This is a genomic window from Streptomyces sp. NPDC056738 (assembly GCF_042790435.1).
In the GTDB taxonomy this organism is placed as follows: Bacteria; Actinomycetota; Actinomycetes; order Streptomycetales; family Streptomycetaceae; genus Streptomyces.
On the sequence record NZ_JBHTZF010000002.1, the window covers coordinates 711,283 to 723,503 of the forward strand.

At 72.5% G+C, this 12,221-nt stretch carries 10 protein-coding genes; 6 read left to right on the top strand and 4 right to left on the bottom strand.

Going from position 1 to position 12,221, the window contains the following annotated elements:
* Positions 1–870 precede the first annotated feature (870 nt).
* Positions 871–1,698 carry an alpha/beta fold hydrolase gene (locus ACFRIC_RS06825; RefSeq protein WP_382780475.1) on the top strand — a complete coding sequence of 276 codons (828 nt, stop codon included), beginning with the start codon at positions 871–873 and terminating at the stop codon, positions 1,696–1,698.
* A gap of 88 nt (positions 1,699–1,786) precedes the next feature.
* Here ACFRIC_RS06825 and ACFRIC_RS06830 read toward each other — a convergent pair whose 3' ends face one another.
* Entirely contained in the window at positions 1,787–4,636 is a 2,850-nt protein-coding gene (locus ACFRIC_RS06830; protein WP_382780478.1) for a SpoIIE family protein phosphatase, read from the bottom strand.
* A gap of 253 nt (positions 4,637–4,889) precedes the next feature.
* Between ACFRIC_RS06830 and ACFRIC_RS06835 the strand changes: the two genes are divergently transcribed.
* A complete protein-coding gene (locus ACFRIC_RS06835) occupies positions 4,890–6,125 on the top strand; it encodes an AI-2E family transporter (RefSeq protein WP_382780481.1) in 1,236 nt (411 codons plus the stop codon).
* A gap of 162 nt (positions 6,126–6,287) precedes the next feature.
* Here ACFRIC_RS06835 and ACFRIC_RS06840 read toward each other — a convergent pair whose 3' ends face one another.
* The gene (locus tag ACFRIC_RS06840; protein ID WP_382780483.1) at positions 6,288–6,734 is read right to left on the bottom strand and encodes an SRPBCC family protein; all 447 of its coding nucleotides are present in this window, start codon (positions 6,732–6,734) and stop codon (positions 6,288–6,290) included.
* Between the two features lie 285 nt (positions 6,735–7,019).
* The gene (locus ACFRIC_RS06845) at positions 7,020–7,598 is read right to left on the bottom strand and encodes a hypothetical protein (RefSeq protein WP_382780485.1); all 579 of its coding nucleotides are present in this window, start codon (positions 7,596–7,598) and stop codon (positions 7,020–7,022) included.
* Positions 7,599–7,736: 138 nt separating this feature from the next.
* On the opposite strand from ACFRIC_RS06845, the gene ACFRIC_RS06850 reads away from it, so the two are divergent.
* The 4 genes from ACFRIC_RS06850 (at position 7,737) to ACFRIC_RS06865 (ending at position 9,830) form a co-directional block, all read left to right on the top strand.
* Positions 7,737–8,237, top strand: a complete 501-nt coding sequence (locus ACFRIC_RS06850; protein ID WP_382780488.1) for a molybdenum cofactor biosysynthesis protein — start codon at positions 7,737–7,739, stop codon at positions 8,235–8,237.
* 146 nt (positions 8,238–8,383) lie between these two features.
* The gene (locus ACFRIC_RS06855; RefSeq protein WP_382780491.1) at positions 8,384–8,746 is read left to right on the top strand and encodes an ArsR/SmtB family transcription factor; all 363 of its coding nucleotides are present in this window, start codon (positions 8,384–8,386) and stop codon (positions 8,744–8,746) included.
* Positions 8,743–9,279, top strand: coding sequence for an SRPBCC family protein (locus tag ACFRIC_RS06860; protein WP_382780495.1), 537 nt, complete (start codon positions 8,743–8,745; stop codon positions 9,277–9,279). The genes ACFRIC_RS06855 and ACFRIC_RS06860 overlap by 4 nt, the downstream gene beginning before the upstream one ends.
* Positions 9,276–9,830, top strand: coding sequence for a TIGR03086 family metal-binding protein (locus ACFRIC_RS06865; RefSeq protein ID WP_382780499.1), 555 nt, complete (start codon positions 9,276–9,278; stop codon positions 9,828–9,830). Before ACFRIC_RS06860 ends, ACFRIC_RS06865 begins: the two co-directional genes overlap by 4 nt.
* A gap of 54 nt (positions 9,831–9,884) precedes the next feature.
* Here the strand turns inward: ACFRIC_RS06865 and ACFRIC_RS06870 are convergent, their stop codons facing one another.
* Positions 9,885–12,188 (bottom strand): FUSC family protein, encoded by a 2,304-nt coding sequence (locus ACFRIC_RS06870; RefSeq protein WP_382780501.1) that lies wholly within the window; start codon positions 12,186–12,188, stop codon positions 9,885–9,887.
* Positions 12,189–12,221 lie beyond the last annotated feature (33 nt).

Sequence of the window (12,221 nt, forward strand, 5' to 3'; positions counted from 1 at the left end):
TGTCCCGGGTGGCCGCGTCGTCGAGCTCCGCGGGGACACCGAGGATCGCGCAGATCATCCGGAAGGTGAGAGGAGCCGCGAAGGCCGCGATCACGTCGACGTGGGTGTCGTGCTCGATCCGGTCCAGCAGGCGGTCGGCGGTTTCCGCGATGAACGGTTCGAGACGGGCGATGCGGCGGGGTACGAACGCGGCGTTCACCAGGGTCCGCAGACGGGTGTGGTCCGGAGGATCGGCGTGCACCAGATGCCGGTTCAGCCCGGGCGGCCCCGGAACGTAACCCGGTACCCGGTCCGGGTCCTTGCTCAGTCGCCCGTCGGTCAACAGGGCTCGTACGTCCGCGTGGCGGGAGATCTGCCACACCGTGGGCCGGCCGGGCCTGCGGTCCGCGTGAGCGGGCGCGTTCCGGCGCAGCCAGGCGAAGTACGGATAGGGGTCCCGCACTCGCTCGGCCAGGAGGCGAGGGGGCGGGGACGGTACGGGAGGAGCGGGCACGCTGGCTCCGGATGCGGTGATCGACAGGGACACCGCGCCAACGCCGGGACGTGACCGGAGGATGCGGAAACCATCGCGATCGCACGCGCCATGGGATGCAAGATCGCTCTGACGGCTCAGTCCGGCCCACAGGTGTGGAGGTGCGCTCCGCCCGCCGCGACGCCGCGTGGCAGTTGGGCTAGTGTGAGCTGGACAACGTACTCATTCCGGGCGATTCGCGCTGCCGATCTCCCTGTCGCGCGGACGGACAGCGTGCGAGGCCGACGGTGTGGATGCCCGACGGCGTACGCGGTCGGCGGCACCGCCGGCAGGACCGAGGAGTTCGCCGACGGCGCGCGAGGCGCCGGGATCCGGACCAGATTCGAGAGGACCCGTACATGCCCTTCGCCACCGCCAAGGACGGCACGCAGATCTTCTACAAGGACTGGGGATCCGGCCAGCCGGTCGTCTTCTCGCACGGCTGGCCGCTGACCGCGGACGCCTGGGACGCCCAGATGAAGGTGATGGTGGACAACGGCTTCCGGGCCGTCGCCCACGACCGCCGCGGCGGCGGACGCTCCGACCAGCCCTGGGACGGCAACGACCTCGACACCTACGCCGACGACCTGGCGGCGGTCATCGAGGCCCTCGACCTCCGGGACGTCATCCTGGTCGGCCACTCGACCGGCGGCGGCGAGGTCACCCGCTACATCGGCCGGCACGGCACCGGCCGGGTGGCCAAGGCGGTCCTCGTCGGCGCGATCCCGCCCCTCATGCTCAAGACGGCGGAGAACCCCGAAGGTCTGCCGGTCGAGGTGTTCGACGAGATCCGCAAGGGCGTCGAGACCGACCGGTCGCAGTACTACCAGGACCTCAGCGCGCCCTTCTACGGCGCCAACAGGGACGGATCGACCGTCACCCAGGGGACACGGGACCAGTTCTGGCTCTGGGGGATGACCGTAGGCATCAAGGGCGCCTACGACTGCGTCAAGGCGTTCTCCGAGACCGACCTCACCGAGGACCTCAAGAAGATCGACGTCCCCACCCTCATCGTGCACGGCGACGACGACCAGATCGTCCCCATCGTGGCCTCGGGCGACAAGTCCTCCAAACTCGTCAAGGACGCCGTCTACAAGGTGTATCCGGGTGCTCCCCACGGCCTGGCGATGGTGCCGAAGTTCGCCGAGGTGTTCAACGCCGACCTGCTGGAATTCGCACGTGGCTGACGCTTGGCTGACGTCGGATCAGCGGCTTTCCCGTAGAGCCTCGTAGAGCCTCCGTGGCGCGGTCGCATCGACCGCGCCACGGAGGCTCTTATGGGCGTCGAGACCGGCTCGGGGCGTCCTGGTCCGGATCCTCGCCGGGCGCCTCCGTACCGCCGGGAAGGGCCTGTTCGGTCCAGATGGCCTTGCCGTCAGGGGTGTAGCGGCTGCCCCAGCGCTCGCAGAGCGCGTTGATGAGCTGGAGCCCGCGGCCCCCCTCGTCGGTGTCCGTGGCCCGGCGGATGCGGGGCATCGTCAGACTCGCGTCGGACACCTCGCAGACCAGCGTCCCGCTGCACAGCAGACGCAGGCCGATGGGGCCGCTGGCGTGCCGGATGACGTTCCCGACGAGCTCGCTGGCCAGCAGCTCCGTCGTCATGACCAGGTCGTCCAGGTGCCATTGGGCGAGCTGCTCGCGTACATGGCGGCGGGCCTCGCCCGCCGCCTCCGGGCCCTCCGGCAGCGCCCAGGAGGCCACCTGGCGGTCGGCCACGTGGTGCAGGCGCGCGATCAGCAGAGCCGCGTCGTCGGCGGTGGGCCCGCCCGGGAGCAGGCCCCCGGTCACGGAGTCGCACAGCTCCTCCGGGTCGGCGGACCCCGCCGCACCGCGGAGCAAACCGGCGAGCTGGGCCATGCCCTGGTCGATGTCCCGCCGCGGCGACTCCACGAGCCCGTCGGTGTACAGGACCAGGAGGCTCTCGGCGGGCAGTTCGAGCTCCGTCGTCTCGAACGGGGGGAACGCGGCGCCCAGGGGAGGGTTGGCGGCGACCTCGGGGAATTCTGTGCTTCCGTCCGGCCGGACGACGAGCGGCGGCGGGTGACCAGCCCGCACCATGGTGCACGAACCGTCGGTGGAGTCGTACAGCGCGAACAGACAGGTCGCGTAGGCGTGGTCGCCGAGGCCGCCCACGATGTCGTTCAGATGGCCCATGATCTCGTCGGGGGGAAGTTCCAGGGCGGCCAGCGTGTGCAGCGCGGTGCGCAGCCGCCCCATGGTCGCGGCCTCGGACAGACCGTGGCCCATCACGTCCCCGACGACCAGGGCCACCTGGCCCGCCGACAGCGGGATCAGGTCGTACCAGTCCCCGCCCACGTCCAGGCTCTGCCCGGCCGGCAGATAGCGCGCCGCGGCCGTCGCCTCCGGAACGGTGGGCAGTCCCCGGGGCAGCAGCGCCTGCTGGAGCTCCTCGGAGCGGGTGAGCTCGGCCTCGTAGAGCCGTGCCCGCTCCAGCGCGTGCGCCACCAGGGCGCTGATGGTGATGAGGAGCGTGCGGTCCTCCGGTGTCAGGCGCCGTGCGGTGTCGAAGGCGATGACGCACACGCCGAACGTGTGGCCGGACGCCGTCAGAGGGAGGAAGGCCCAGGCCTCCATGCCGGTCGGCGGCAGGCTCCCGCCTTCGGGGAAGGCCGTGCCCCATTCCTCGCGGGAGGAGTAGAAGCGGGGCTCGCCGGTCAGGATCGCCTCCCAGGCCGGGCCCGCGTCACCCACTTCCCTGCCGTGTTCCCCGTGCATCCGCCGCAGAAAGGAGTCCGGGTAGCCGACGGACCCGATGTGCACCAGCTTCTGCTCCTCGATGACGAGAACGAGCAGGCCCTGGGCGCCGAACGGCGGCAGGACCCGCTGCGCGACGGCGGCGACCACGTCCGAGGACGTGGTCGCCGCCGCGAGCTGCGTGGTCAGTTCCGCCGTACGGCTCGCGCGCTCGGCCGCGGCGCGGACGGCCGCCGCCTGCTCGGCCTCACGGCGGCGGCGGTCGGTGACATCGGTGAAGTACACCGTCAGACCGCCGGGGACGGGGACGATCCGCAGGTCGTAACAGCGCCCCGTGTCGGCCAGCGTGATGTCGAAGGCGGCCGCCGTGGACTCCGCGGCACCGCGCCGGCACCTGTCCTCCAGATCCGGCACATGGCTCAGGGCGGGCAGGTCCCACAGGTCCCGGCCGAGGAGCTGCTCGCCGGACGTGCCGAGAATGCGTTCCGCCTCCAGATTGGCGAAGGTGATCCGCCAGTCGTCGTCCACGGACAGGAAGGCGTCGCTCATGTGCCTCAGGGCACGGCTGAGCGCGTCGCGGGTCGAGCGTGCCGCGTCGCTCGCCCAGCCCTTGCCGACGATGCGCGCGACCTGGCCCTCGTCGTCGAGCACGACATGACCGGAGGCGCGGGTCCACGTGTATCCCCCGTCGCTGCGCCGGACGCGGTACTCGGCCTCGAACGGCGCGTGCGTGCGGATGGTGCGTTCGGCGGCGGCCAGTGTGCTCGGGAGGTCGTCGGGGTGGACCACCTTCATCCAGGTCTCGACACCGGGCACGAACTCTCCCGGCCGGGTCTGGTAGACCTTCATGGCCACCTGGTCCCACCGCAGCTCGCCGGTGCGTACGTCCCACTCCCACGAGCCGACCGGAGTGGTGTCGAGGTCGGTGCTCATGCGCTCCGGCTCCGGCATCTTCTGCAACCGGTTCATCGTCCAGTCCGCGACCGCGCCGAGGAACGCCCGCTGATCGGGCGCGGGCTCCTCGTTGTCACCGGTGAGACAGGTGATCGCCCCGACGGCACGGCCCTCGTGGACCAGGGGTACGGCGAACCAGCCGGACCGCGACAGCAGCGGCGCGGTGGGCTCCTCCAGGTCGGAGGGGAGCGCGGCCACCCATACGTGCTCACCGGAGCGCACGGCGCGGGCGGTTGCCGTGGGACCGTCCTGGTCGAGGATCTCCCAGGCGCGGGTGACCGACGACGGCAGTCCGGTGGAGGAAACCAGACGCAGGGCCGACATCGGGCCCCGCAGGTAGACGGCCCCGCCGACGCAGCCCAGCTCCGCGATGGAGTGCTGAAGGGCGAGCCGGAAGACCTCGCTTTCCGTGATGCCGTCGTCAGCGGTCTCGAGTAGGTCCAGCCGCCTGATCACAGACCCAATATAGGGGTGAATGTCTTAAATGACATTAAAGGGATGAGGTGCCGACGAGAGTTCCCGAGCCGGGGACGCGACGGCCGAGGACCGTGCGCCTCCCGGGTTGCGGGGCGTCGGGCGCGACACCACGCTGGCCAGGACGCCCGCGTGATCGACGACCGGGGGTCGCCCGCTTCCCGAGGTCGCGCGGCGGTCCGCGGCCGGCGCGCGGGGCGGGCGGGCACGACGACGGGAGGACGGTGGCACACAGGTGAACGCCGGATCGCGTCGTCCTGACCGGCCGCCGGGCGAGCCCGGCACGGGCCGCGGCGGGCGCCGTGCGCGTCCCGTCGTCGGGAGCCGTTCCTCCCACGGAGCCCGGACGGTCACGCGGACCCGTACGGCCGCCGCGTACGGGCGGCACGGCAGCGGGGACCACCAGGGCGCGCTGGTGCATCACGGGCTGCGGGTGGCCGCTGCCTACGCGTGGCGGCTGATCGTCGTCGGCGTGGTCGGCTACACGGTCTTCGCCCTGCTGGGCAAGCTGCAACTGGTCGCCGTGGCCCTGTTCCTCGCGCTCGTCGTGACGGCCGTCCTGCGTCCCCTCGCCGATCTGCTGGCGCGGCGCCTGCCGCGGACCGTGGCGGTGATCATCAGCATCCTCGGCAGCATCCTGCTGGTGCTCGGCGTGATGGCGCTGGTCGGCGGTGTCGTGGCGAGCGAGTCAGGCGACCTGGGCCACGAGTTCGCCGGAGGGCTGGGCCGGATCGAACGATGGCTGGAGGGCTCACCCTTCCATCTGAGTCACGCGGTGCTCTCGAACCTCCAGGGCAAAGTGGCCACGTTCGTCTCCGACCACCGTGCCGTGGTGATCAGCAGCGCCCTGAGCGGCGCGGGACGCGCGGTGGAGTTCGTCACCGGCCTCGTGCTCGCGCTGTTCTGCTCGCTCTTCTTCATCCGTTCCGGGGACAGGTACTGGCGCTGGTTCCAGGAACTGATGCCGGAGGGCGTTCGGGACACATGGGACCGCGGCGGCCGGGCGGCCTGGCGCACGTTCGCCGGTTACACCCGCGGCATCATCATCGTGGCGGCCACCAACGCCGTACTCGTCGGCATCGCCCTCACCCTCCTGGGCGTCCCGCTGGCGCTGCCCCTCACGCTCCTGGAGTTCTTCGCCGCGTTCATCCCCCTGGTGGGCTCGCCCGTCGCGCTCGGCGTGGCCACGGTCGTCGCGCTGGCCAGCAAAGGGCCGGTCGTCGCGATCATCGTGCTCGCCCTGATCGTCGTCATCGGCCAGATCGAGGGGCACGTCCTGCACCCGCTCGTCATGAGCTGGGCGGTCCGGCTCCACCCCGTGGTCGTGGCCCTCTCCGTCATCGCGGGGAGCATCCTGGCCGGGGTGACCGGGGCGGTGGTGGCGGTGCCGATGGTGTCGGTCGCCTGGTCCGTGATCACCGAACTGCGGTCACGCCCCGAGCCGGAACCCCCGGGGCGCCCACCGCGATGACGTCGTGAACCTGGATCGGCCGTGATCAGCGGGCCTCGACGGCCGCCGGATCCTCCAGGCCGGGAACCTCGGCGGCCGCCTTGATCCTCCAGGTTCAGGAGGCCTCGACGGCCGCTGGAAACTCCAGGTCAGGAGGCCTCGACGGCCGCTGGAAACTCCAGGTCAGGAGGCCTCGACGGCCGCCTTGATCCGCCGGCCGAAGGCGTCCGCGTCCTTGCGGGCCGCGCTCAGCGCGAAGCCCACCAGCAGCTTGCCGATGCCGTGGCCCTCCAGGACGTTGAAGATCCGCACGCGCGTGGTCCCGGGGCCGGTGGACTCGAAGTCGTAGCCGCCCTCCGCCGCCATGACGACGTTCTTCGAGATCTCCGCCCAGCGGATCCGGCGCGACGGCTCGAACTCCGTGATCCGGAACTTGCGGCCCGTCTTCATGCCGGCGTCCTTGACGGTGCTGGTGAAGACGGTGCCGACGGCCGTCGGGCCCTCCGGAGTTTTCGTGATCGCCTGCACCCGCGGGCTGAACTCCGGGTCGTTCGTGCCGGCGGCGAGGTAGGCGAAGACCTCCTCGACGGGTCGGTTGATCTCGGTTGTCGCCTCGAACTGACCGGACACGGTTCCTCCTGTGCTGCGATCACGGACCGCCCGCTGAGGGCGCGCGGGGCTTTGCCGCGCCCGATCAGACTAGGGCCTGTCTGACAATTCGCGTCGTCGCCCGAAGGGCGGCCCGGCGGCGTCAGGTGCGTGCTCTCGGTGCGCCGGCCCCAGGCCTGCGTACTGGACGTACTCGGGTCTGGGGCCGGTGTGGCGAGAGGGCGTGCATGGCGTCGCCGGGCAGACGGGAATTGTCTGACAGGCCCTAGGGGGCCGGGAACTGGGTGGGCGCGTCGTACGGCCGGTTCAGTGGTCGAAGACGTCGGTCAGGCGCACGGTGTAGCCGTCCTCCTCCATCAGGACGACGGTCACCCCGAAGGGATTGGGGTGGTCCAGCTCCATCGGAGTGAACGCGTACTCCACGGCGGCCTTGACCGGGGGCGGCAGTTCGCCGTCCGGCCGCGGCGCCGGCGCCTGGCTCCAGTCGAGTCCGGCCGCCGGCTCGTCCGTGTTCCCGGTATCGGGGGACGAGGACTCCCCGGTGTAGGGGAACTGGTGCAGCACATGCCCGTCCGGGGTGGCGCGCACCATGTTCAGACACGGGGCGGGCCCCACGACGGGAAGCTCGCAGGCCGTGGCGACCTCCTGGGTCTCCCAGGCCAGGACGACCTCGTCCGCCCCGGCCGCCGCGGCGATGTTCGACAGCGCCGCGATGCCGGTGAGCGCGTCGGCGCCGGGCTCGGTCGGGCGCACCCAGACCAGCCCGACCAGCTCGCCCCGCACGAGCGGCATGATGACCGGCCGGGGCACCGCACCCTCACGCACTCCCTTGACGTAGGTGCTCTTCATCGAGCTGACCAGCGTGTCCCACGTTCGCGTGTCCACGGAAGCCCCTTTGCCGCTGTCGTCTTCGATCACCGCCGACCCTGTCACGCGGGCCGGCCCCGTGTCAGGCGGACCTCCCCTACGCTCGATGAGACGGGACGTGTGGGAGAGGCGGGGCGTGTGGGAGAGGCGGGGCGTGTGGAGATCCTTCAGCTGCTGGTCTCGCCCGTGCACCGGTTCGAGGGCCGTCCGGGCGACGGAATACCCCCGCTGCCCGACGCGGACCTGGTGACGACCGCCCGGGTGCGCGCCGGACTGGGGATCGTCGGCGACCGTTACTTCAACCATCCGGCCCATCGCAACGCGTCGATCACCCTCATGGCCGTCGAGCGCTTCCCACAGGGAGGGGCTGCCGAGCCGGATCTCCGGCTGACCCGGCGCAACGTCCTGCTCCGCGGGGTGGACATCGACTCCCTGGTCGGGGCGACGATCTCCCTGGACTGCGGCACCGGGCCCGTCGTCCTCGCCGTGCGCAGTGCCGCCAGGCCCTGCGGCTGGATGGACGCCACCCTGGGCCCCGGCGCGCGACGGGCGCTGCGCGCCGGTGGCGGAATCCGCTGCCGCCCGCTGACGGACGGCACGCTCGCGGTCGGGCCGGCCGAGTTCGCGGTCCTGGAGCCCGCACCCCCGAAGGACTGACACCCGGGTGGAGAGGGCGGCCGGAGGCGGCGTGAGCAGCGGACCGGCACGGCTCACCCGCCTTACTCAACCAGTTGGTTGACTAAGCCGTCGGCCCGTCGTACGGTTATTCAACCGACTGGTTGAGTAAGCGAGGTGAGTGAGAGGTGCCCGACGACCGGCTGTCCCGGGTGTTCTCGGCCCTGGCCGACCCGACGCGGCGGGACATCGTGGCCAGGCTGGCCACGGGGGACGCCACCGTCAACGAACTGGCCGAGCCGTACGACGTGACGGTGCAGGCCGTGTCCAAGCACATCAGGGTGCTGGAGGAGGCCGGCCTGGTCAGCCGCAGCAGGGACGCCCAGCGCCGGCCCTGCCATCTCGAAGGCGAGGTCTTCGACCTGATGACGCGATGGATCGAACGCTACCGCCGTGAGGCGGAGGACCGTTTCCGCAGGCTCGACGCCGTCCTCGATGAGATGGCGGACCGGCCAGGGGATACCACCCCGGGGAAGAAGGCGGCATCGTGAGCACCATCCACCGCGGGCACGAGACCCTGATCGAGGCCGATCCGGCGCTGCCCACCATCCTCATCACCCGCGAGTTCGAGGCGCCCCCGGAACGCGTGTTCAGGGCGTACACCGACCCCGATCTCGTCGTACGGTGGCTCGGCCCGCGCCGGATGACCATGCGGATCGACGTGTACGAGGCGCGCACCGGTGGCTCGTACCGCTATGTGCACCGCGAGGACGACGGCACCGAGTACGGCTTCCGCGGGGTGTTCCACGAGGTGCGCCCCGACGAGCGCATCGTGCAGACCTTCGCCTACGACGGCTTCCCGGACGGCGTCAGCCTGGAGACCACCCTCTTCGAGGACCTCGGCGGCCGGACCCGGGTCACCACCACCTCGCTCATGGCGTCGGTCGACGCCCGCGACGCGATGATCAGAAGCGGTATGCGGCGCGGTGTGACCGAGGGGCACGAGCGCCTCGACGAACTGCTCGGCGGCGGCCCGAGCGGAAACCCCGGATCACGGACCGAGACGGAAGGCTTGAGATCATGACCAGCGCAGCAGACGAGCACCGCACCATCGCCGAGGGCTTCACGGAGCGGGTGCGCGGGGTGAGCCCCGAGGCCTGGGACCACCCCGCGCCGGTCGAGGGCTGGGTCGCCCGCGACGTGGTGCGCCACCTCGTCGAGTGGTTCCCCGCCTTCCTGAAGTCGGGCGCCGGGGTCGAACTGCCGAAGGGACCCTCGGTGGACGAGGACCCGGTGAAGGCGTGGACGGTGCACAGCGACGGGGTGCAGGCACTGCTCGACGACCCGGCCACGGCGCACAAGATCCTGTCGAACCCGCACATCGGGGAGGTCCCGCTGGACCAGGCGGTCGACCGCTTCTACACCGCCGACGTCTTCATGCACACCTGGGACCTGGCACGGGCCAGCGGCCAGGACGAGCGCCTCGACCCCGCCAGGTGCGCCCGGTTGCTCGACGGCATGCTGCCGCTGGACGACGTGCTGCGGCAGAGCGGGCAGTACGGGCCGCGGGTGGAGGTCCCGGAGGACGCCGACGTCCAGACGCGCCTGCTTGGCTTCATCGGCCGCACGCCCTGAGGACCCCCTCTTTCAGGCGGTTCGGCGAGGACCCTCTCCCAGGGTTCGGCCCCGTCACCCTCCCTTGCGTGCGGTGGCACCGTGGCCGTCGGCCGGTCGTGTCCCGTCGCCCCCGACCGCGGGCGGCGGACCGTCCGGACCGCTCCCGCCGATCGCCGTCAGCTCCGCCGCGAGGGTCCGCAGCCAGGTGTCGATGTCGACCAGCTTGGGCAGGACCGGAGCCGGGGCCGCCGCGGCGACCTCGTGCGGAAGGGGTACCGGCGTCGCCCGGACGCCGTCGGACGGGAAGGCCGCCGCGCTGTCCATCGCCGCGGCCAGCCGCCCCGCCGACTCGCTCGCCCACCGGACCGCTTCGGGCGGCGCCGGACCGTACGCCAGCCGGGGCAGCCAATGCGATCCGACCACCGCGTGGGAGACGCAGTTGAGCGCCAGATGCCAGTCCGGACCGCTGTCGACGACATCCCGGCCGCCCTCCGTCCGGTACTGCGCGTAGGCACCCTCGGCGATACGGAGCCGGTGCCGGGTCAGGCGCAGCGCGTCCTCGGCGGCGCGGCGCCGGGGCGGCGGCTCGCCGGGTCCGCCGGGCTCCCCTCGTCCGCCCGGTACGCCAGGCGCCCCGGATCCGCCAGGCTCCCCGGATCCGCCAGGCTCCCCGGATCCGCCCGGCACCCCGGACGGCACGGGTGCCCCGACCACCGCGGACACGGTGGCCCGCACCAACGGCCCCGTGGAACGCAGTACGTCCGACACACCGCGTCGCACCTCGGCGTGGGCTCCGGCGGGCCAGGCGAGCACGCCGCACACCAGGCCGATCGTGCAGCCCGCCAGGACGTCGAGCAGCCGCGTCTCCGCCAGCCGCCAGTCCGCCGTGGCGAGCTGGCTGAAGGCGGCCGACACGACCAGGGTGAACAGGCCCTGCGCCCAGGCGGGCCCCGCGATCGGTCCCACCGCGAACGCCACGAACATGGCCGGCACCAGCACGGCGGCGTACACCTCGACATGGCCGCCGGCCCCGTAGATCAGCGCCCCGGCGGCCAGCGCGCCCACGAGCGTGCCGACCGCCGCCGAGCGCACCGTGGACCAGGTCGCGCCCGCGGTCGTGCGCCCCAGTGTCAGCACGGCCAGCAGCACCCAGAAGCCGTGGGACAGGTCCAGTGCCCCGGCCACCAGCCGGGCCGCGCCGAGGCCCAGGGCGGTGCGGACGGCGTTCTGGAACAGGACCGAACGCAGCGTGAGGTTGCCGGTCAGACGCAGCACCAGGAGCCGGGCCGTGGACGGCCTCGCGTACCAGAACTGCTCGGGCGGCAGTCCCGCCGCGTCACGGCGCCCGCCGATCGCCACGGCCACCGCCGCCTGGGCGGTCAGGGCCGATGCCGCCACCACCAGCAGGCCGGAGCGGAACTCCAGCAGCCGGTGCGAGGCCTTGGCGTCCATGTCGAGCCCCGTACCGGACGGCCGTCCGCGGTCGGCGACGAAGCCGGCGACCATCTCCTCCAGGGTCTCGGGCGCCGGCACGGCGCGTGCGCCCCGCAGCGCGCCCGCCGTCGCGGCGCAGCCGTCCGCGACACCGCGCAGCAGCTCCTCGGAGGGCGGATCGGCGGCCGTCGCGGAGTCCGGGCGCTCGGCCATCCGGGCGAGCTGGTCCAGTACCCGCCGTGTCGCGGCCCCGGCCTGCGCCAGTCCGCGGTCGGTGCGGCCCGCCCCCGTCGGACGCGAGGCCGGCGGCGCCTGTGACAGCCGCAGCCCCAGCCCTTCCGCGCGCAGCCGCCGGGCCCGCTCGGGAGCGTGCCGGTGCCCCCGGGCGAACGCGAGCGCCGAAGCGGCCGCGAGATCCAGGGCGGCGGCGATCCGCGCGCGGTAGGGCTGAACGGCCGGGGCGGGCAGGAGCAGCAGTTCGCACAGGACCAGCAGGGCGACACCCGTCAACAGCCCGCCGAGGCGCTGCGGCAGGGTGTCGGGCGCGTAGGGCGGGAAGCACGCCAGCACGTAGAAGAGCAGCAGTCCCGGGACCACACCCGCCGCGGCGGGTCCGTACGCGGAGACGAAGGAGACGGCGAAGCCGATCACCAGCATGCCCGCGACGGCGGACGCGGTCGTCACGGCGAGAGAGGTGCCCAGCGCTGTCAGCGCCACGGCCGCCGGCAGCGCGAACAGGACGGTCCGCGCCCGGTCCCGGCCGCTGCCCGGGACCGGGGACAGGATGCCGAGCGCGATCGGCGCGAACAGGGCGTAGATGGCGACGACCGGTCGGTCCAGTGCGTAGAGCGCCCAGTAGAAGCCCGCGGCGGACGCGACCGTGACGCGCGCGGACTGCCGCGCGGCCCGTACGCGACCGGGGGAGAGGGGCCGCTTCGGCATGGACGTTCCTTCCCCGGCGCCTCCCCGGGTCCG

What these genes read in the sequence shown, in the direction of transcription:
- ACFRIC_RS06825 (WP_382780475.1), top strand. Translation starts at nt 871, where the DNA reads ATGCCCTTCGCCACCGCCAAGGACGGCACGCAGATCTTCTACAAGGAC.
- ACFRIC_RS06865 (WP_382780499.1), top strand. Translation starts at nt 9,276, where the DNA reads ATGACCAGCGCAGCAGACGAGCACCGCACCATCGCCGAGGGCTTCACG.
- ACFRIC_RS06870 (WP_382780501.1), bottom strand. Translation starts at nt 12,188, where the DNA reads ATGCCGAAGCGGCCCCTCTCCCCCGGTCGCGTACGGGCCGCGCGGCAG.